The 19,855-nt window shown below is 49.9% G+C and carries 15 protein-coding genes; 4 read left to right on the top strand and 11 right to left on the bottom strand.

The window, feature by feature from the left end; all coding sequences use genetic code 11:
- Positions 1-3: 3 nt before the first annotated feature.
- The 6 genes from B7990_RS03050 to B7990_RS03075 all read right to left on the bottom strand — a co-directional run bounded on the left by B7990_RS03050 (position 4) and on the right by B7990_RS03075 (position 5,328).
- Positions 4-600 (bottom strand): LysE family translocator, encoded by a 597-nt coding sequence (locus tag B7990_RS03050; protein WP_088639557.1) that lies wholly within the window; start codon positions 598-600, stop codon positions 4-6.
- A 19-nt stretch (positions 601-619) separates the two neighbouring features.
- Positions 620-1,609 carry a biotin synthase BioB gene (gene bioB, locus B7990_RS03055; protein WP_088639558.1) on the bottom strand — a complete coding sequence of 330 codons (990 nt, stop codon included), beginning with the start codon at positions 1,607-1,609 and terminating at the stop codon, positions 620-622.
- Positions 1,610-1,728: 119 nt separating this feature from the next.
- Entirely contained in the window at positions 1,729-2,280 is a 552-nt protein-coding gene (locus tag B7990_RS03060; protein ID WP_088639559.1) for a DUF6803 family protein, read from the bottom strand.
- Positions 2,281-2,403: 123 nt separating this feature from the next.
- Positions 2,404-3,006, bottom strand: a complete 603-nt coding sequence (locus B7990_RS03065) for a dimethylsulfonioproprionate lyase family protein (RefSeq protein WP_088639560.1) — start codon at positions 3,004-3,006, stop codon at positions 2,404-2,406.
- Positions 3,007-3,013: 7 nt separating this feature from the next.
- Positions 3,014-3,973: a 50S ribosomal protein L11 methyltransferase gene (locus B7990_RS03070; RefSeq protein ID WP_088639561.1), complete on the bottom strand. Its 960-nt coding sequence runs from the start codon at positions 3,971-3,973 to the stop codon at positions 3,014-3,016.
- Positions 3,973-5,328, bottom strand: coding sequence for an O-acetylhomoserine aminocarboxypropyltransferase/cysteine synthase family protein (locus B7990_RS03075; RefSeq protein ID WP_088639562.1), 1,356 nt, complete (start codon positions 5,326-5,328; stop codon positions 3,973-3,975). The genes B7990_RS03070 and B7990_RS03075 overlap by 1 nt, the downstream gene beginning before the upstream one ends.
- Positions 5,329-5,810: 482 nt before the next feature.
- Here B7990_RS03075 and B7990_RS03080 point away from each other — a divergent pair, with 482 nt between their 5' ends.
- Positions 5,811-6,374 carry a hydrolase gene (locus B7990_RS03080; protein ID WP_085490188.1) on the top strand — a complete coding sequence of 188 codons (564 nt, stop codon included), beginning with the start codon at positions 5,811-5,813 and terminating at the stop codon, positions 6,372-6,374.
- Between the two features lie 249 nt (positions 6,375-6,623).
- On the opposite strand, the gene B7990_RS03085 is transcribed toward B7990_RS03080, so the two are convergent.
- The 4 genes from B7990_RS03085 to B7990_RS03100 form a co-directional block, all read right to left on the bottom strand.
- Positions 6,624-8,219, bottom strand: a complete 1,596-nt coding sequence (locus tag B7990_RS03085) for a bifunctional anthranilate synthase component II/anthranilate phosphoribosyltransferase (protein WP_088639563.1) — start codon at positions 8,217-8,219, stop codon at positions 6,624-6,626.
- Between the two features lie 65 nt (positions 8,220-8,284).
- Positions 8,285-9,730, bottom strand: coding sequence for an anthranilate synthase component I family protein (locus B7990_RS03090; protein WP_088639564.1), 1,446 nt, complete (start codon positions 9,728-9,730; stop codon positions 8,285-8,287).
- A 295-nt stretch (positions 9,731-10,025) separates the two neighbouring features.
- The gene (locus tag B7990_RS03095) at positions 10,026-10,991 is read right to left on the bottom strand and encodes a hypothetical protein (protein WP_141099204.1); all 966 of its coding nucleotides are present in this window, start codon (positions 10,989-10,991) and stop codon (positions 10,026-10,028) included.
- A gap of 151 nt (positions 10,992-11,142) precedes the next feature.
- Positions 11,143-12,450 carry a GTP-binding protein gene (locus B7990_RS03100; protein ID WP_088639566.1) on the bottom strand — a complete coding sequence of 436 codons (1,308 nt, stop codon included), beginning with the start codon at positions 12,448-12,450 and terminating at the stop codon, positions 11,143-11,145.
- Between the two features lie 346 nt (positions 12,451-12,796).
- On the opposite strand from B7990_RS03100, the gene B7990_RS03105 reads away from it, so the two are divergent.
- Complete coding sequence (locus B7990_RS03105) at positions 12,797-14,929, top strand: FISUMP domain-containing protein (protein ID WP_088639567.1); 2,133 nt, start codon at positions 12,797-12,799, stop codon at positions 14,927-14,929.
- Between the two features lie 111 nt (positions 14,930-15,040).
- Here B7990_RS03105 and ligA read toward each other — a convergent pair whose 3' ends face one another.
- Positions 15,041-17,251, bottom strand: a complete 2,211-nt coding sequence (ligA, locus tag B7990_RS03110; protein WP_088639568.1) for an NAD-dependent DNA ligase LigA — start codon at positions 17,249-17,251, stop codon at positions 15,041-15,043.
- A 233-nt stretch (positions 17,252-17,484) separates the two neighbouring features.
- On the opposite strand from ligA, the gene B7990_RS03115 reads away from it, so the two are divergent.
- Both B7990_RS03115 and gmd read left to right on the top strand, forming a co-directional pair.
- Positions 17,485-18,663, top strand: coding sequence for a GDP-L-fucose synthase (locus tag B7990_RS03115; RefSeq protein WP_088639569.1), 1,179 nt, complete (start codon positions 17,485-17,487; stop codon positions 18,661-18,663).
- Positions 18,656-19,753: a GDP-mannose 4,6-dehydratase gene (gene gmd / locus B7990_RS03120; RefSeq protein ID WP_088639570.1), complete on the top strand. Its 1,098-nt coding sequence runs from the start codon at positions 18,656-18,658 to the stop codon at positions 19,751-19,753. Before B7990_RS03115 ends, gmd begins: the two co-directional genes overlap by 8 nt.
- Positions 19,754-19,855 lie beyond the last annotated feature (102 nt).

The following is a 19,855-nucleotide window of genomic DNA, read 5'->3' on the forward strand; positions in this document are numbered from 1 at the left end:
CCCTCACTTCACAATCCCGATGGCGCAATACAATAGCGAGAGTCCCATGAGCGTGTAGAAAATTCTGTGGTGCTTTTTGAAAAGCCCTTGCAGTAAAACGCCTGCGAAAAGCCACGCCAAATTGCAGATGGGGCCTGTAAGCGGCAATAGTATGCTGAACAGCAGCAAGTGCGGAAAATCCTGGTGGTAGGGGAGCATGTAGGTCGTGATTGCCGTGAGGCAGAACACCATGATTTTGACGTTCGTGAGTTGCACGAAAAGACCTGTGCGGAAGCTTCCGGTTGTGCGGCTGTTGCGGATTTCTTCGAGAGGCTTGAACGCTTGAATTAAAAGGCTTATGGCGAGGTATGCGATGTAGGCTGCGCCAACGAATGAAAATACCTTGATGAAATTTTCAAACGCGCTGCTGATAAAATAAACGATAAAAACGGATACTAGTGAGACGATTGTGTATCCGGTGAAAAGTCCGTACCACTGCTTTATGGCGGCGCTTTTCCCGCTGCCCATCGCTACCGAGAGAGAACAGAGGTTCGCGGGTCCCGGGGTAATTCCCGAGACGAATGCATAAAGTAAAAAAGAAAGTGCGATTTCTAGTGACACTAAGCGACCTGTTCGATGCTTATTCGTCTTTGCTTTCTACGGCCCACGTGAAACCCGCATTTTCGATTTGGCGGAATGTGGCTTCTAGGCTTTGACCGCCTTCGGTGAGGTACCCCGAAGCGAAAATGGAATCGGCGACTTTGAAGAGTTCCTTTTCGTGTCCTTTGAAATAGACTTCGCGACCGGCGGCGCAGCGGATGTCCGATTTCGGGAGCAATAGACGGGCTAGGCAAAGGATTTTGATGCCGTATTCGAATGTGAGCCCGGAAATGTCGCGGTTGGCGAGGCGTGTGCCTTTGACCGGCAACAAAAAGTTTATGGGGACGGATTCTGGATTGATGGCGACCAAGTCAAAAAGCATATCGACCACGTCTTCTTTTGATTCGCCCATGCCGATGATGCCGCCACAGCATATTTCAAAGCCGATGTTCTGCAACATGCGAATGTTTTGGATGCGTCGCTCGTATGTGTGGGTGCTGCAAATTTCGGGGTAAAAACGGCGGCTCGTATTCAGGTTGTGATTGATGCGGTCAAGGCCTGCCGCCTTTAAAATGCGGGCTTGGTGTTCGGTCAAGAATCCGATGGAACAGCAAATGTGCGTGCCCGATTTCTTCATGTGCGCAATGCGTTCGGCGAGTTCTTCAATTTCTTTGTCTGTGAAGCCCATGCCCGAAAGCCCGATGCAATGCCTAGACAGGTGGAATTCATCAACAAGATTATTATCGCCGTAGAGCTTGTCGTCCGAAACGCTTTTGTATTTTTCAATGGGCGCTTGGGAATCGCGAGATTGGGCGCAATAGGCGCAATTTTGAGTGCAGTTGCCGCTACGGACATTCGTCAAAAGCTGGATGTTGACACGATTGCCTTTGTATTTCGTGCGTAATTTGAATGCTGCTTCAATTAGCAAGTCAAGTTGATTATCCGGAAAATTTAAAATTTGCAAACATTCTTCGCGAGTAAGGGTTTTGCTTTCGTCCCAGTCTTTTGTCAAATAATCTGTAATTGTCATTCCTAAACTACCGTCATTGAGCTTGTTGAATTTTGGTGACAAATATAAAAGCCAAGTTAATGCTTGGCTAATACAAAAAAGCTATGGCTTGTAGGGGCGTTATTCAAGAAATTGAATGCTCAATGGTGATGGTGGTGACCTTCGAGCATTGAATCCATGTGGTGTGCGGGGGCTTGAACCTCGGAAACTGCCTTCGCCTTGGGCTTGTAGCCTGCAATTCCCGGGTCAACCATCCCGAAGATCATGGCAATGTGAGAAAGCACGAGAAATGCGGCGAGTAGAAGAATAGCGTATGTCGTTCTTTTCTGCTCGACAACTTTGCGGAATAAAAGTTTCAAGTTCAAAAGAGCGAGCAATATCATCGGAATGCCCGCAAGGATGTAAGAGAATATGGCTACGACGTCAATCCATGTTCTGAATTCACCAGCAGATGCTAGCGGAATGATGACGTTTGGAATGAAATAGACTATGATTCCAAAGAATGCGAGTCCCGCAAGAATCCCTGCGACGTGATTTACTTTGGAGAGTGTCGGGTGCGCATTTGGCGATTTGAGCAGGAACAATTCCGTGATGGCGATGGTCTCTGCGAGAATGACGGGGATTGCCATGAAGAGAATCAGGTTCCAGGGAGAATTCTGCATCAGCAGATCCATATAGTGAGTAGAGTACATGTTGTATCCTTTTTGTTATGGGTTTGACTTATTCTCCATCTCGTAAAGCAATGTACAAAAAGAAATTATCAAAAGTGTTATTGAAAATTTTGATATCTAGCGCTAAGAAAAAGTGTAATTTTTTTACACATATTTTGAAAGCGTTTTGACATCTTTACCGCTCCACGTGTAGAGCGCGAGCATGGGCTCGTGTTCGGTTTGCATGGAGTGAATGTGATTGGACGGGTGCAGTACAAACTCTCCAGGACCGCGTACTTTTGAGATTCCGTCTAATGTCCAGATGGCGTGTCCGGACAAAATGACGTACAGTTCTGTGGCGGGGTGCAAGTGGGAGGGGTAAAAGGTATTTTTGCCGAGGAGCGTAAAGCCAAAACAGAAATGCTCGTCGTGATAGGGCGCTTCTGGGCCGAGAATTTCTCCCCATCCCATTTGATCGGCCAAATCAGGCATGTCGGGGCGCGGCTCGTAATTGTATTTCCACGGCAAATAGGGGAGGGCGGGCTCCAAAGCTTTTAACAAATCTGCGGTTTCAGGATTCCCGTGCTTGATGGCTTCTCCAATGTAGCGGATTAGCGGCGAGTCGCTTTTTTCAAATTTTCCAATTGGCTTTGGAATGTCTCGGACGGCGAAATTGGCGGCTTCGAGTCCGATTTTGTCGTCTATTTTGGCTCTCTTGAAAAGGAACTTTTGAGATTCTTCAATTAAGTTGTGGATAACGTTTTTCATGGAACCTCTATTTTAAACTTGATTTTAACACGGCGACGGTATGGCCGATGACTTCGCCTTTTTTGAACGCTTCGTATGCGGCGGTTGCTGTAAGTTTTACAGAGTCTAGAGATTTTTCGATTTCAAAAGCGCGGCTACCAGAATCCTTGATGGAAACGCTTGCAAATGCTTTTTGCAAATCATCTGCGCGATAGAATCTAAATGGCCCGAGGCCTGCTTTTTCTTGTGCGGCGTATCCCGAAATAACATCTTCCGGCTCGGCTTGGACTTTCCAGGAATACGTGAAAATTTCAGAACGGAGTCCGGCGAGTTCGCCAAGCTTGATGAACGCATTGAGCGGAACGCGCCCACCAAGCGTTGAATAGACGGCTCCGTTTTCTGCCAAGTAATCGCGGGCCTGCTTGAGCGCGAGGTAATGCAAGTCGAGCATTTGCTCGTGTACGAATTCGGGAATAGATTCTTCGCGCTTTTCCAAGTAATGCCCGCTATTACGTTTGTCTTCAATCTTTGTGTTGTTTGCAAGCGGCACGTTGGGGAGGTTCTCGTAAATCACGTCGTAATTTCGCTTGCCGTTTTGGAGCGGTTGCAAAAGGTCGCCGTTGCCGAATTCAAATTCGATTTTGGAGGTCTCTTTGATATTGCTTCGAACGTTCTGTGCAGCGGCGGCGACAACGCTTCTTTGCAAATCCGTGAAGCCTACGCGTTTTGCTCCCAAAAGCTCAATGCCGGTCAACACGTCAATGCCGGAACCTGTGCCGATGGAAACGAATGAATCAATGTCGTGACCCAATTTTTCACGAATCAGCTTGAATGCGGGGGCTGCAATGTAGGCAACCCAGTCGCTTTTAATGTCTTCTGTTTTCGGCAGGTAGGCGTGATCGGCAACTTCAATAGAGAGGTAATCTTTGATGCGCTTTGTCGCACCATTTAATGCAAGGTATTTATTGACATCTACAACGATACTCATTACTTACCGCCTTTGGTGCTTGCCGCAATAGCTTGTTCAAAGTCAGCGATGATGTCGCGCGGGTCTTCGATGCCCACGGATACGCGAATCATATCTTCGGGGATGCCTGCGGCGAGTCTGTCCTTCGGTGAAAGCTGCGAATGTGTGCTTGTTGCCGGGTGCAAAACGCTTGTGCGGGCGTCGCCAACGTGAACTACGAGGGCGGCAACTTTCAATGCTTTGACGAAGGAACGGATGGCAGCTCTGCCACCTTTGAGACCGAATGTGAGCACACCGCTACCGCCTTGGTAATCAAAGTATTTGCGGATACGCTTGAAATACGGACTAGATTTGAGTCCCGGATAGCTGACCCAATTCACGGCGGGGTGCTTGGACAAAAATTCAGCTAATGCGAGGGCGTTGTTGCTGTGCTGTGGCATTCGCAAATGGAGCGTTTCAAGGCCCAAATTCAAAAGGAATGCGTTGAACGGACTTAATGCGGCGCCGTAATCGCGCAAGAATTGAGCGCGAGCTTTCGCGATAAATGCGGCACGTCCAAATTTTTGAGTATAGGAGGTGTTTGCGTATTGCGCATCCGGTTCCACGAGGTCTGGGAACTTACCGTTTTCCCAGTTGTAATTGCCGCCGTCAATGACGACACCGCCGAGCGCAACGGCATGGCCGTCGATGTACTTCGTTGCCGAGTGAATGACAACATTTGCTCCGAGTTTCAAAGGCTTTACGAGGAATGGTGTCGCGAGCGTGTTATCGACGAGGAACGGAACGTCAAATTCTTTGGCGAGCTTGGAGAACTTTTCAAAATCCAAAATGCCCAAGGCAGGGTTGCCAATCGTTTCGCCGAAAATGAGCTTGGTGTTCGGGCGGAATGCTTTGCGGAGTTCTGCAATGGAATCTTCCGGGTTGATGAATGTCGTTTCAATGCCGAGCTTGGAAAGTCTCACGCTGAGCAATGTGTAGCTGCCGCCGTAAATGGTTTTGCTTGCTACGATGTGGTCACCTGCTTTCACGAGGTTCGAAATCGCGAGGAGGACTGCGGCTTGTCCCGATGCGGTTGCGACTGCACCCACGCCACCTTCGAGTTCCGTGATTTTGGCTTCGAACGCCGCGACGGTCGGGTTTCCTGTGCGGGTGTATTTATTGCCCGATTGTTTGAGCGAAAAGAGGCGTTCCACTTCGTTAACGTCTTCGTACTTGTACGTCGTGGACTGGAAAATCGGGAGCACTCGCGGTTCGCCAATCTTGGGCTTCCAACCCGCCTGTAAACACTTTGTTGCAAAATTCCATGTGCTCGGATCAGTAACGTTAGCGGTATTTTTTGCAGATTCAATTTTCTTTTTTGATATATTCTTTGTCATTTTAAAAACTCCTCTTTCGCGCCAAAATATAGAACGCAACTATTACCTTGTCCAATACTAAATAAATATCGTGTATTATAGAATTAATTTATTGGTAGTGTTTGACGCTTGATTTTACTGGATCCTTCACGTTGTTCAGGATGACGAATTCGTCTTCTCGTCATTCCCCTAGTGGGGCATGACTTGTTCGATTTGGATATAGAAACATGCAAGCATGTTTCTGCATCACTCGGCTCGTTCGTCATTCCCCTGCGGGGCATGACTGCTGCGGTTATCCAATACGAACGCAAGCGTTCGTGCTGTCTAACCTTGCGCGTCATTCTGAGGCGAAGACGAAGAATCCAGTTATTTCTCGTATATCGAAATAAGCGATTATCAGCAATTAGAAAAACTTATAGCTCTCCGCATTTTGCGTTTCATAGCACAAAAATCCGTGGGAGAATGCTGTCAATCATCCCCATAAAATTCTTATATTTCGAGCTATGGCATTATCAGCAAATATTACACGCGAAGGAGCGCTTGAACTCCTTAAAAAATACAACAAGGATCCGTTCCACCTTGAACATGGCGAAATCGTAGAAAATACGATGCGTTACTTTGCTCGTGAACTCGGTTACGGCGAAGACGAAGAATTCTGGGGAATTGTCGGTCTCCTGCACGACCTTGATTTTGAATTGTGGCCGGAACAGCATTGCATCAAGGAACGCGAATTGATGCAAGAGGCGGGGCTTTCGGAAGAGCTGATTCATGCGACGACGAGCCATGGCTGGTCCATCACGGTGGATGTCAAGCCGGAACACGAAATGGAAAAAGTGCTTTATGCCGTTGATGAACTCACGGGCTTGATTGGTGCGGTTGTTTTGATGCGCCCGTCCAAGAGCGTTCAAGATTTGGAACTGAAATCGGTCTTGAAAAAGTACAAGTCCCCGAAATTTGCGGCGGGCTGTTCCCGCGAAGTCATCGAGCGCGGCGCAAACCTCCTCGGTTGGGAATTGAACGACCTCATCTCCCGAACCATCGCCGCATTAAAAACCTTTAGACCGTAAAAACAAGCATTGTCATGCCCGACTTGATCTCTTTGACTACTTGCAGCTATGCTGCTTAGTAGTCATGATCCGCGTATGGGGAGGGCACCTCCTTTTCATATGAAAAATGCGCTCCGAATTCTCGGAGCGCTTTTGTATGGAGATTCCCGCTTACTTCGACTGCGCTCAGCACAGGCTCCGGCGAGAATGACATCTTGCTGTCATGCCCGGCGCCTGTCCTCGCTTGACGGGGATGACCGGGCATCGCCTTTATGCGTTTGTAGCGACTTTGACTTCTTCGATCTTCTTGAGAACGGAGCCGTCTTCCATAGCCTTAATCGCCTTGTCGAAGCCTTCCTTGATGCTTGCAGCCTTGTTGCTGATGTAAAGCGCTGCACCGGCGTTCAGGGCGCAAGCGTACTTGATGCCCGGGCGGCCCTTGCCGTTCAGCACGTCGAGAGCGAGGTTGAAGTTGTCCACGCCCGTACCGCCTGCGAGGTCTTCCGGGTCCACAGCCGGGACGCCGAATTCCTTCGGGTCAATGCGGTATTCGCGATACTCGCCGTCTTCCAAGATTTCTGCAATCGTTGTCGGGACGCACGGAGAAATTTCATCGTAGCCGTCATCAGAGATAGCGACCATCACGCGCTTTGCACCGAGGGACTTTGCAGCCTTGGTGAACGGTTCGAGAATCGACTTGCTGTAAACGCCGAGCATGAGGTATTTGGCTTCGGCCGGGTTCGTGAGGGGGCCGAGCAAGTTCATGATGGTTTTCACGCCGAGGGCACCGCGAACCGGGCCGGCAAAACGCATAGCGCTGTGGTAGACAGGAGCCATGAGGAACACGAAGTTCGTCTTGTCGATGACAGAGGCTGCCTTTTCGGGAGTCATGTCCAGCTTGAAGCCGGCTGCGGTATAGAAGTCAGCGGCACCGGACTTGCTGGAAACAGCGCGGTTGCCGTGCTTGGCAATCTTGGCGCCACAGCTTGCTGCGATAAGGCCGGAGAGAGAGCTCACGTTGAAGCTACCCTTGCCGTCGCCACCGGTACCCACGATATCGGTGAGTTCGTCACCGCTGTACGGGAACTTGCGCTTCTTGCTGCTCAAAACCTTGGCACAGCCTGCAATTTCTTCGGTCACGGGGCCCTTGCTGGAAAGTGCAGTAAGGATTGCAGCCATCTGGCGTTCGTCCATGATACCGTCCGTCAAGTCTTCCATGAACATTTCGGCGGTTTCGCGAGTCAAATCCTTGCCTGCGGTAAGCGTGTTCAGAATTCCGCGGATATCGAGCGGTTCGCGACGGTAGTTGAGGAATGCCTTGAAGAATTCGTCGGCGCGGCCGCTAGCGATGGATTCCGGGTGGAACTGCACGCCTTCAATCGGGAGCGTCTTGTGGCGAATACCCATGATGTCGCCGTCGGTAGCGCGGGCGGTCACTTCGAAATCGGCCGGGAGCGTAGATTCGTCGATGACCAGGCTGTGGTAACGCGTAAAGATGTTCTTCTTGCCGATGGTGCGGAAAAGGCCCTTGCCATCGAGGTCGATTTCTTCGGCAATGCCGTGCTTGATGAACTTGGCCTGCACAATCTTTGCGCCAAAGGCGTAACCGATAGCCTGGTGGCCGAGGCACACTCCCAAAATCGGGAGCTTGCCTGCAAAGTGCTTGATGGCTTCGACAGAAATGCCTGCATCTTCCGGACGGCCCGGGCCCGGGCTTACAATGAGGCGGCTCGGGTTCAGTTTTTCGATGTCTGCAATGGTGCATTCGCGGCTACGGAGCACGCGGATTTCTTCGGTGGTAATCTTGGCCAAAGCCTGATAAACGTTATAAGTAAAAGAATCGTAGTTGTCGATAATGATAATCATGGTTGTAATCTCTTTTTTAAAGTTTTGGGGTGTTTCGTCATTGCGAGGCTGAAAGCCGAAGCAATCTAGTTGTCACCCTCCAGTACAGCCCTGATCGCTCCGAGCTTTTCATTCGTTTCTTCAAATTCGCGGTCAGCGTTCGATGCTGCCACAATGCCACCGCCTGCCTGGAGGCTGATGGTCTTGCCCTGCTTTAAGCAGCAACGGATAGCGATGCAGAAATCCAAGTCGCCGTCCGATTCTATGTAACCCACGGCGCCAGCGTAGAAGCGACGCTTGATTTTTTCGAGACCAGAAAGAATTTCAATGGCGCTGATTTTCGGAGCGCCGCTCACCGTACCTGCCGGGAAGCTGGAGCGTAGCACTTCAATGGCCTTCTTGTTCTTGGAAACGCGGCCTTGCACGTCAGAGACCAAGTGGATCACGTGGCTGAACTTTTCGCATTCCATGTACTTGGTCGTTTCGACCGTACCGGCATCGCAAACGCGGCCGAGGTCGTTGCGGGCGAGGTCTACGAGCATCAAGTGCTCTGCGCGTTCCTTCGGATCGCCCTTCAAATTCTTCATCAATGCTTCGTCTTCTGCGTCGTCCTTACCGCGGCGGCGGGTACCTGCAATCGGGTGGATGGTGGCGATGCCTTCACGCACGCGGATCAAGCTTTCCGGAGATGCGCCGATGAACTGGTGCGTGCCGTAATCCAAGAAGAACATGTACGGAGACGGGTTCACCGTACGGAGGCGGCGGTAAATGTCGAGGGCTTCGATATCGCTTGCGAACTGGATGCGGCGGGATGGCACAGCCTGAACAATGTTGCCTGCCACGATGTGCTTCTGCAAAGCGGCGACCTTTTCCACGTATTCCTTGCGGGACTGTTCGAGGTCGGTCATCGTGATGCCCTTGCTGTACTGCTTTTCCGGAGCGAGGTAGCTGAAGTCAAGGTCGGCGAGGCGAGCCTTCACCTTTTCAATTGCGGCCTTCAGGTCAATCTGGTGTTCTTCGTAGTTCAGGGCGAACAAGTGAAGCTTTTCGGTGAAGTGGTCAAACACAATGTAAATGTGGCCCACCAAAAATTCAGCTTCGGGAATGTTGAGTTCGTCCACCTGCGGGGCGAGGCGAATTGTGTCGCAACGGGCGCAGAATTCGTAGCCGAGGTAGCCCACGCCCGAAGACGGAATAGGAATCTGGTTAGGCGGCACCGTATTTTCGGCGGAAATCTTGAGCAAGGCGTCGAGAATGTCACCATCACCTTCAGCCAAGAATTCGCTTTCCTTGCCTTCCACGACAATGCTCACGTTCTTGTCGTTCTGGCGCAGGCGGAAACCTTCGTCCACCATCAAGGTCGAATAACGGCTGCGACCGTGGTCGAAGCTTGCCGATTCGAAGATGGCCTTTGCGCCGAGCTTCTTGGCGAGTGAAAACGGGGTGTAACGTTCGCCGGGGAGTGCAACGTAAATGCTGTCAGTACGCGGAGCGTAACCCGGGCGTTCGGTGATGTGAGTAATCTTAGTCATTTTAATCCTCTAGTTTATAAAACTCGTTTGCGTTTGCAAAGGCTTTAAGTCCCGGAGGATTTCGTCAATTTTCGGTAAAAAGGAAGGCCTCCGTGAGTCCGGAAGCCTTTGCCTAAAAATCTTGGGTGATTTGTAACAAATACCGGGCTCTATGTTAGAGTCCGCGCCACCAACGACGGTTCATAGTTGCACTTGTTACGAAATTCATCATATCCCAAAAATATCAATCAAAATTGCACATGGCAAGGGGTAAGTTCAAAAATTTTTCAGAATCCTATAAATTTTCTCTGTAAATCTACTTTTGTGGCATGTCTTGATCCAGGATGCACCATGTAGAGGGGCCTGTGACTGTTTTTGGGCGGCACAAGCTTACCCTGACGCCTTCGGGGGTGCCCATGTTTCGCCTGATGCAGTCGAACGATTCGTTATAACGCTCCGCGCGGGCGTTGCAATTTTCGGCTGATGTTTTTGAAGGATCGTTTTTATAGCCCCATGCCTTGCAGGTCTCGTTTTCGAAAATCCATGTGTATCCATCATCCGTAATTTTCACATTGTACTTTTCAACGATAATTGTATCGACGTAGTAAGAGTTGATTTTGTTTTCGATTATAGTCAACGTGGAGTCGTCTTCGAATGTTTCTTTTGACCATAAAGAAGAAATTTCGATAAGCGAATCCTTGTCTGCGTCTGCGAATGGAACGTACAATCTGCCGTCTGCGTACCAGACGGTGATCGAGGAATCGTTCAGCTGGATTAACTGTTTTTCGGATTCGTTGTAATAAAAATCGTTATTCCCGACTGTAATCTTTCCCGAGTAAAATACAGTGCTGTCGCATGCGCCCCAAGAAAGCGATGGACGACAGTACGTGGACGGAGCAAGCATGAGCGAATCATCACGAACAACAAAAACGCTGGGTTGAACGTAGCGATCTCTACCCGGCTCCATCGTTATAATCCCGTTGTTGTCAATATGTGTATTCTTGCAGTAATCTTTGGAGGCGAATTTTAGAATAATATAATTTGCCCAGAATTCGCCGTATTTTTCCTTGTGTTGGCGCAATCCTTCGGCCGTGAAAATCTCTTCAGGCTTTAAAAAGCTAATTGTCTGAGACTTTATTCCTGTCGTATCGAAGGGGAGTTTGTCCATGACGGAATTTTGTGAAGTCTCGTCTTGCTGTAATGAAGATGGGTTGGACGAAGAATTATCGCAAGCGACAAACAAAAGAGTTGTTGCAACAATCAGCGGAAAAAATTTTAGCACAAATGCCTCCAAACGTTTGAAGTAACGTAATCAATATATATAAAGGTTGAATAGAAAGTAAACTAAATATGAAAAAAATCCCGCGACTAATGTCGCAGGATTTCTTGTCTTACATTCTAATAACTATTGACCAATGACTATTGACCAATAATTAGTCGTCCAAGCAGCTGTCCATGACCTGGATAATCTTCTTCTTGTCCATGTGCTGGCCGATGAACACCAGGCGGATGATGCGGTCGCCGTATTTTTCGTCCCAGATTTTCTGGAGCTGCGGATTTTCGGCGAGCAGGCGAGCCTGTTCTTCCTTGCTTTCGGCTGCAAACCACTGACCGAAGTTTTCGGCGGAGGCCTGCTTGCCAGCCTGTTCAAACAAGAAGCTGTTGTCACGATCGTCGCTGAACCATACAAGACCCTTGGTGCGGATGATGCTGGTCGGATAATCGTCGAGGAACTCTTCGAACTTTTCGCGGTTCAGCGGACGGTGCGTTTCGTACACGAACGTGCTGATGCCGTATTCGTCGCCATGCGGATGGTCCTTGTCGTGGTGGTGGCCGCAGTGGCAAATGCCATGTTCGTGGTCGCAATGGCTGTGGTCTTCGTCATCGTGGTCGTGATGATGTTCATGTTCGTCGTGATCATCATCGTGGTCATGATGGTGTTCGTGTTCCTCATGATCGTGGTGATGTTCATCGTGATCGTCGTCATCGTCATCGTGGTTGTCGTGGTCCATGCCGTTGAGGCGGATGGCCCAGGCGCTAGATTCGGCGACCTTGCCAAAGTCGAACTGCTTCGTGTCGAGAATTTCCTTCATATCGACCTTGCCGTAGTTCGTTTCGATCATCTTGGCGGTCGGCTGCAAAGCCTTCACGACGGCCTTCACGTGTTCCAGATCCTGCTTGTTCAGGCAATCGACCTTGTTCAAAAGAATCGTGTTGCAGAATTCAATTTGCTGGATGAGGAGGTTTGCAATATCGTCTTCCTCGAGGTCTTCCTCGAGGAGCTTCTGGCCACCGGCGAATTCGTCGGCGAGGCGCATCACGTCCACGACGGCGACAATGTTGTCCAAATGGCAGGCGAGACGCTGGCCGTTACGGCCCATCAGCTGGCTTCCGGCAGCGCAAATGGTCTGGGCTATAGGAATCGGTTCGCAAATACCGCTAGCTTCGATAAGAATGTAGTCGAACTTGCCCATTTCCAAAAGTTCGGCAATCTGTTCGAGCAAATCCGTCTTGAGCGAGCAGCAGATGCAGCCGTTCGACAGCGGAACAACCTTGCCCGAGTCTTCCTTGGTGATGTTTCCGCCCTTTTCAATCAAGGTCTGGTCGATGTTCACTTCGCCAATGTCATTGACGATGACGGCGACATGGTAGCCTTGCTGGTTGTTGAGAACGTAGTTGAGGAGAGTTGTTTTGCCGGCTCCCAGGTAACCGGTCAGGAGCGTTATAGGTACAGATTTCATGCGTTAAAATTTACTAAAAATTGCAATTTTAGGCAATGTGACCCGGATTACAGATTGAAAAGCCATTCCAAATTGTACTATTAAACATCTTGCCTTTTTCTTAAATTTTTAATACATTTGTTTTAGGGATTGAAGCGAGGGCTTTTGAGCCGAGTTTTATTCCGAAACGAGCTGCTTTGGTTTAATACCCTTCCTTGAGGGTTGCAGATTGTAGCTTCGCTGTGCTAAATCTTTTAATCAAAACAGTTCTGGGCGTCCTTCGGGGCGCCTTTCTTTTATTTTATCTTGTATTTTCCTTTGAGTTTTTTTATTTTCTGCTGGTTCGTAATAATTTTGGGAATATGCTATGAAGACGTTCCTTCGCAATATTTCTTGCATTCGTTCTGTTCGACTTGTTTCGGCGCTTTTGCTTTGTGGACTTATGTCCATTTTTTGCCTGATGGGCTGTAGCGAAGAAAACTCAAGCTTGGGTATCGATGTCTCGGAAAAGCCCGATCTTTCGGAACAGCAATTGGATTCCGTGTCGTTGTCCGATTACGACCATTTGAAGGGTTATGTTGAGTATGTCGGTCGCGTTTCTGCAGTTACATTGTATGAACTTGATTCGGGACTTGTCTTTACGGGCCGAGAATTTACGGAAGCGGTGGATACGAGTAATGGATTTTTTGATTTTAAAAATTTGAAATTGCAGTCGCCCTATGCTTTGTTAAAATACGAAGCCGTTAGCTATTATCCTCCGCTGTGGGGCTTTGTCGATTTGAGCAAGAATGATTCCATTCACTTGAATACGATGATGAACCTTGAATATCGACGCGTGATGAAGCTAGTTAAAGATGGCTTGCCGACGGACTCTGCGGAAAAGCAGGCCCAGCACGAAATCATGAAGGATTTGTTTCAAAAAGTATATGACATAAAACCTTCAAACCAGATTTCAAATGACGAAGCGGATTCTGTTGCTAGTGCCATTCATCGTATTTATTCAAAATATCTTTTCCGTGATAAAATCGCTTATAAGTACGAATCGGACGGAACATGGGAAGTTGATTCCGTGAAAATGTTTTTTGTGGATCAAGTTTATTTTAAATTGGCTGGACATAATAAGGAAAATTTTGATTTGTTGTTGGCTCGTTTGAGTTCGGACATTTTTGGAAATATTGAAGGCATAGGCGAGTGTTCCGCAAAAAATGATGGCGAAGCAAAGCGAGTTGTCAATGAACTGAGTGATAATTATAGAATGCCATTTGTTTGTAAAAAAGATTCTGGGTGGACTTATCCGGGAGCTTTTTTCCAGGATACTTATGAGTGGGAAAAAGGCTATGATGGCGAAATGCGGAAGGGCGATTTCCATAACCCGTTCTGGTACGCTTACGATTCGCTTCAGGGAAAATGGATTGCTTCTCTAGATGACCCGATTGATGTGGCGTGTGTGTCGTCGAAGTTGGGTGCTGTTCGCAAGAGAGAGGCTACATATGCATTTGCACCCAAGTACCAAAAGTGCATTTTAAATGATGGTGAATATTACTGGACTTCCGCGGATTCAGAAGAAGAATACATCGAGTATGGAACCAAGGGCTTGGAATGTGATTCTTTAGGACGCGTCCAGAAGCTCTCCGTAGATCCGAACTTTTATGTTGTTTGCGAAGAAGGCAAGTTCCGCAAGGCGACCGATGCTGATATAAGGCTTGACTTGATTGAAAGAGAAAAGGCTGCAAATCCGTGTGGCGACGAAGATGATGACTTGCGTCAGGGAAAAGTGGATACGACGATTTATTATTCTTGCTATCATGGAGCATTGAAGATGGCGGGTGAACTGGACAAGTTCCTTGGAAAAGCCTGCAATCATGGCTCGGAAGGATATTACAAGTACCAGAATTCCTTGTTCTATTGCAATGCCGCTCAATGGAAGTATTCCTCGGATTCTCTAGTGACCGAAACCGTGACCGATGAACGGGATGATTCTAAGTACAAGACTGTCGGCATTGGGACGCAAATCTGGATGGCTGAAAATTTGAAGTTGAAGACGGATTCCAGCTGGTGCTATCAGGATCATGATGCAAATTGTGATAAATACGGCCGCCTTTACCAGTGGAATGGCAATGTTGGCGCCAAGGGCGAGAATGTTTGCCCTGAAGGCTTCCATGTTCCCTCAAGCAAGGATTGGGAAACTCTGAAATCTTTTGTCAACGGTGTCTTTGACTGGGATCATTATACACGTATTTTAGGCGCTAAGAAGGGTTGGGAAAAGAGGACCGAATGGTATATCGGAAATGATGACTTTGTCGGTTTCTCGGCGATTGCATCTGGTGTCCGCGATAGCAGTGGCCAGTATGCGGATGAGTTCGATGTGGCTTATTTCTGCACAACGGATCATACGGACTCTACCTATACCGTTTATAAAATGCAGAAATATTTGCCCAATCTCGAAGGGGTTGAATCTCCCCAAAACAGCGCCTGCACAATCCGCTGCATCAAAGACTAAACTCCCGCCCTTGTCATCCCTGCTTGTCATTCCCGCCACCGAGCGGGATTCTCCTTGTGTACTTGTCATCCCGGCCTTGTGCCGGGATCACCTTCTTGTATTACAAAAAATCTAGAGTTCCAGCGACATCTGGTCTTCAGCGGGCTTTGTCGTATTGCTCGCTTCATTCGCTGGTGCGTCGTTTTCATCGGAATCGTCGCCGGATTCATCGGCATTTGCAATTTGCGCCATAAGCCATGCTTCATCGTGCACGGGAATTCCGAGTTCGTTTGCCTTGGTGAGCTTGGAACCGGCCGCTTCGCCTGCCAAAACCCAGCTCGTCTTTTTGCTCACGGAGCCGGAGACTTTGCCGCCGTTCTCTTCGATGAGCTTGCGCGCTTCGTCGCGGTCCATGTTCGGGAGCGTACCCGTGATGACGGCAGTTTGTCCTTGGAATAAAGTCTTGACAACTCCCTTGAATTCCGTCGGGAGTCCGAGTGCTACGAGTTCGTCAATTTCATTGGTATAAAGCGGCGTGTGGAAAAATTCGTAGACGGATTTGCCGATGCGTTCACCAACATCGGTCACGTTCTGTAGTTCCTCGACTGTTGCCGTACGGATTTTTTCGAGTGTGCGGAAATGCTTTGCAATGTTCCTTGCGCTGGTGCGGCCGACAAAGCGGATGCCGAGACCGTGCAACAGATTCTCAAGGCTGCGCTGTTTTGATGCCGCGATGGCATCGAACACGTTCTTTGCGCTCTTCTTTGCCATGCGTTCCTGCGATTCTAAGTCTTCGAGCGTGAGGCGGTAAAGGTCTGGGATGCGCTTGATTTTGCCCGTTGCCAAAAGGCTTGCGATAAGCGCCGGGCCGAGATTTTCGATGTTCATCGCTTCACGGCTCACGAAATGCTCGAACAGGCATTGCACTTGCGCTTGGCAGTGCATGTTTTCGCAGCGTAAAATCACTTCGCCGTCGATGTGCGTCAGAGGCTCGCCGCATACAGGGCATTTTTCGGGAGCCACGACGGGGGAGGCTCCGGCGGGGCGCAGCTCGCGCTTGACGTCGGTGATTTTCGGGATGATCTCGCCACCCTTCTCTACGCCGACTGTGTCGCCGTAGTGCAAGTCAAGCCTTGCCACTTCGTCGAAGTTGTGGAGGGTGGCGCGCTTCACGGTCGTGCCGGCGAGGCGCACGGGTGCGAGATTGGCTACCGGCGTCACGGCACCGGTGCGGCCGACCTGGAATTCTACAGACAAAAGCGGCGTGTAAGCGCGTTCCGCCTTAAACTTGTATGCGATGGCCCAGCGTGGACTCTTGCTCGTGCTGCCGAGTTCTCGCTGCTGCTGCAAATCGTTCAGCTTCACGACCATGCCGTCAATATCGAACGGGAGGCTGTCGCGGCTTGCGCCAATCTTCTCGGAAATCGCCATGATTTCATCGACCGTGTCAGCGGTCCAGTAATCGTTCGTATGGAATCCGAGGCGCTTGAGCTGTTTCAAGTTCTCTTCGTGAGTCTTGTTGTTGCTCTGCGGAATGTGGTACGCAAAAAAGCGCATCGGGCGCGTCTTGCATTCGGCAACGCTTTTGAGTTTGAGTGAACCCGAAACCGTATTGCGGCAGTTCTGGAACGTCTTCTTGTTTTCCAAGATGAACTGCTCGTTCAAGCGTTCAAACGCCTCGCGTTCCATGTAGACTTCACCACGGACTTCGAATGTACCCTGCGGAATCTCGCTCGGGTCAATCTTCAATTTCTTCGCGTCAAAATATTCAGGAATATCCGCAATCGTGAGCGCATTCAATGTCACGTCATCGCCCTGGGCGCCATCGCCACGCGTCGCCGCCTGCTTTAAGCGACCATTCTCATAAACCACCGAAAGCGATACCCCGTCGATTTTTCGTTCGCAAATCCATGTCGCGCGCTTCTCGTCACCTTGAGCGCGGCCATTCTCGTCATCCTGAGCGCGGCCTTTCTCGTCATCCTGAGCGCGAATGCGCGAAGGATCCAGTGAAGTCTCGAGACTAGCAATCCCTTCTTCTGCGGCTTTCACAAACTCGCGCATTTCTTCTTCACTGTACACGTTTGCGATGCTGAGCATCGGCACCGCATGCGTGACCTTCGCAAAATCATTCGTGAGGTCGCTGCCGACCTTCTGCGTGAGCGAACCTTTCCCGCGCAATTCCGGATACTTCGCTTCGAGCGCTTCCATCTCCTTGAGCCCAAAGTCAAAATCCTGGTCGCTCATGGGGGAGACCCCGTCCTTGTAATAAAGGCGGCTAGCTTCTTCCAGTTGTTTCTTTAACTCAAAATAGCGGGTACGGTCGATATCTTTCTGCTCACTCATGGAAACCAATATAGAAAGTGTTTCAAACGGTCCATGTCAATAAAAAACAGAAAATAATCACTTTTTCTCCTATGACACTTGTATCATTCTTTTTCTCTTGTTATATTTTTCTCACTTTTTAGATGTAGTCGTTAATCCAATGAGACCGAAAAAACATTCAAAATTCAGTTGTTGCCTCAAAAAAATCGACGCCTCATTTTGAAAAAACTTCTTTATACCGTGAAAGAATCTTTATGAACGTATTAGATAAAAATTCAAAGATTTATGTCGCTGGCCACCATGGGTTGGTCGGTTCTGCCATCTGGAACAATCTCAAGTCCCGCGGATACAACAACCTTGTCGGTCGCACCCACAAGGAACTTGACCTTACCGACCAGTATGCCGTCAAGAAGTTCTTTGACGAAGAACGTCCCGACGCAGTGGTGCTTGCCGCAGCCTTTGTCGGAGGCATCATGGCCAACTCGCTTTACCGCGCGGACTTCATGATGATGAACATGAAGATCCAGTGCAACGTGTTCAGCGAAGCCTACGCCCACAACGTGAAGAAGTTTTTGTTCCTCGGCTCTACTTGCATCTACCCGAAGAACGCCCCGCAGCCCATGAAGGAAGACGCCCTCCTCACGAGCGAACTCGAATACACCAACGAGGAATACGCCATTGCAAAGATTGCGGGCCTCAAGATGTGTGAAAGCTACAACCTGCAATACGGCACTAACTACCTCGCCGTGATGCCCACGAACCTTTACGGCCCGAACGACAACTTCCATCTGGAAAACAGCCACGTGATGCCCGCCATGATGCGCAAAATCTACCTGGCGAAGCTCATCCACGACAATGACTGGAATAGCATCAAGGTCGATATGGACAAGCGCCCGGTCGAAGGCATCAACGGCAACGCTTCTCAGAATGAAATTCTGAAGGTCCTTGCCAAGTACGGCATCGAGAACAACAAGGTGACCCTCTGGGGCACCGGCAAGCCGCTCCGCGAATTCCTCTGGAGCGAAGACATGGCCGACGCATCCGTTCATGTGCTCTTGAACGTGAACTTCAGCGATATCATCGGCATCGAAAAGTATTCCAGCGTACATTACGGCGCAAGCGTCGATGGCGCAGTAGACCGTAACCACAGTGCAGGCCGTGGCGGCGCCATCCCGAAACTCGGCGAAATCCGCAACTGCCACATCAACGTGGGTACGGGCAAGGAACTCACCATCCGTGAACTCAGCGAACTCGTCGTGAAGGCGGTCGGTTTCGAAGGCGAAGTCGTGTTTGACGCCAGCAAGCCCGATGGCACCCCGCGCAAGCTCATCGACGTGAGCAAGCTCCACAGCCTCGGCTGGACGCACAAGGTCGAAATCGACGAAGGGGTGCAGAAACTCTTCAACTGGTACAAGGAATCCCTCAATGGATAAGCGTAACGTAGCACTCATCACAGGCGTCACCGGTCAGGACGGCTCCTACCTTTCTGAATTTCTCCTCGCCAAGGGCTATGAAGTCCACGGCATCATTCGCCGCTCTTCGGTGGACTACCGTGAACGCATCGCCCACCTCGAAGGCAGGCCGAATTTCCACCTGCACTACGCCGACATGGGCGACTCCATGAGCCTCGTGAAGGTTGTGGGCAAGGTCCAGCCGACTGAAATCTATAACCTCGCGGCCCAGAGCCATGTGCAGGTCTCGTTCGACTCCCCGGAATTCACTGCCGACGTTGATGCTACAGGCGTCCTCCGAGTGCTTGAAGCTGTGCGTACCAACCACCTCGAAAAGACCTGCCGTATTTATCAGGCTTCGACAAGCGAACTCTACGGCAAGGTCGAAGAAGTCCCGCAGAACGAGAATACCCCGTTCCACCCGTACAGCCCGTACGCAGTCGCTAAGCTTTACGGCTTCTGGATCATCAAGGAATACCGCGAAGCCTATAATATGTTCTGCTGCTCCGGCATTCTTTTTAACCACGAATCCGAACGTCGTGGCGAAACCTTCGTGACCCGCAAGATTACGCTCGCCGCAGCCCGCATTGCCCAGGGAAAGCAGGACTGCCTGTACCTCGGCAACCTCGACAGCCTTCGCGACTGGGGCTACGCCAAGGACTACGTGGAATGCATGTGGCTCATTTTGCAGCACGACAAGCCCGAAGACTTCGTTATCGCGACCGGCGTTCAGCACACCGTCCGTGAATTTGCGACGCTCGCGTTCCACCATGCAGGCATTGAACTCCGCTGGGAAGGCGAAGGCGTGAACGAAAAGGGAATCAATATTGCTACCGGCAAGACCGTCGTTGCTGTGTCCGAAGATTTCTACCGCCCGACCGACGTGGTGAACCTCTGGGGCGACCCGACCAAGGCGAGGGCCGAACTCGGCTGGAACCCGCAAAAGACGACGTTCGAAGAACTCGTGAAGCTCATGGTCGAAAGCGACATGCGCAAGGTTGCCGCCGACGATGCCGCAAGCCGCGTCCGCACGAACCTGGCCGAATACCTCGAAAAGGGCCTGGTGAAGTAAGAGGGAATGGTGGTTGCTGTTGAACAGTTCATTCGTGTCAAGGCAACCGCCTTATTTGTCATTCCCGACTTGTTCGGGAATCTCCTTTTTTGGATACCCAAC

This window comes from Fibrobacter sp. UWB4, assembly GCF_002210345.1.
Classification (GTDB): Bacteria; Fibrobacterota; Fibrobacteria; order Fibrobacterales; family Fibrobacteraceae; genus Fibrobacter.

Bases quoted from the DNA above. Each gene is read 5' to 3' on its own strand.
- bioB (WP_088639558.1), bottom strand. From the start codon at position 1,609: ATGACAATTACAGATTATTTGACAAAAGACTGGGACGAAAGCAAAACC.
- B7990_RS03060 (WP_088639559.1), bottom strand. From the start codon at position 2,280: ATGTACTCTACTCACTATATGGATCTGCTGATGCAGAATTCTCCCTGG.
- B7990_RS03065 (WP_088639560.1), bottom strand. From the start codon at position 3,006: ATGAAAAACGTTATCCACAACTTAATTGAAGAATCTCAAAAGTTCCTT.
- B7990_RS03070 (WP_088639561.1), bottom strand. From the start codon at position 3,973: ATGAGTATCGTTGTAGATGTCAATAAATACCTTGCATTAAATGGTGCG.
- B7990_RS03075 (WP_088639562.1), bottom strand. From the start codon at position 5,328: ATGACAAAGAATATATCAAAAAAGAAAATTGAATCTGCAAAAAATACC.
- B7990_RS03080 (WP_085490188.1), top strand. From the start codon at position 5,811: ATGGCATTATCAGCAAATATTACACGCGAAGGAGCGCTTGAACTCCTT.
- B7990_RS03085 (WP_088639563.1), bottom strand. From the start codon at position 8,219: ATGATTATCATTATCGACAACTACGATTCTTTTACTTATAACGTTTAT.
- B7990_RS03090 (WP_088639564.1), bottom strand. From the start codon at position 9,730: ATGACTAAGATTACTCACATCACCGAACGCCCGGGTTACGCTCCGCGT.
- B7990_RS03100 (WP_088639566.1), bottom strand. From the start codon at position 12,450: ATGAAATCTGTACCTATAACGCTCCTGACCGGTTACCTGGGAGCCGGC.
- B7990_RS03105 (WP_088639567.1), top strand. From the start codon at position 12,797: ATGAAGACGTTCCTTCGCAATATTTCTTGCATTCGTTCTGTTCGACTT.
- ligA (WP_088639568.1), bottom strand. From the start codon at position 17,251: ATGAGTGAGCAGAAAGATATCGACCGTACCCGCTATTTTGAGTTAAAG.
- B7990_RS03115 (WP_088639569.1), top strand. From the start codon at position 17,485: ATGAACGTATTAGATAAAAATTCAAAGATTTATGTCGCTGGCCACCAT.
- gmd (WP_088639570.1), top strand. From the start codon at position 18,656: ATGGATAAGCGTAACGTAGCACTCATCACAGGCGTCACCGGTCAGGAC.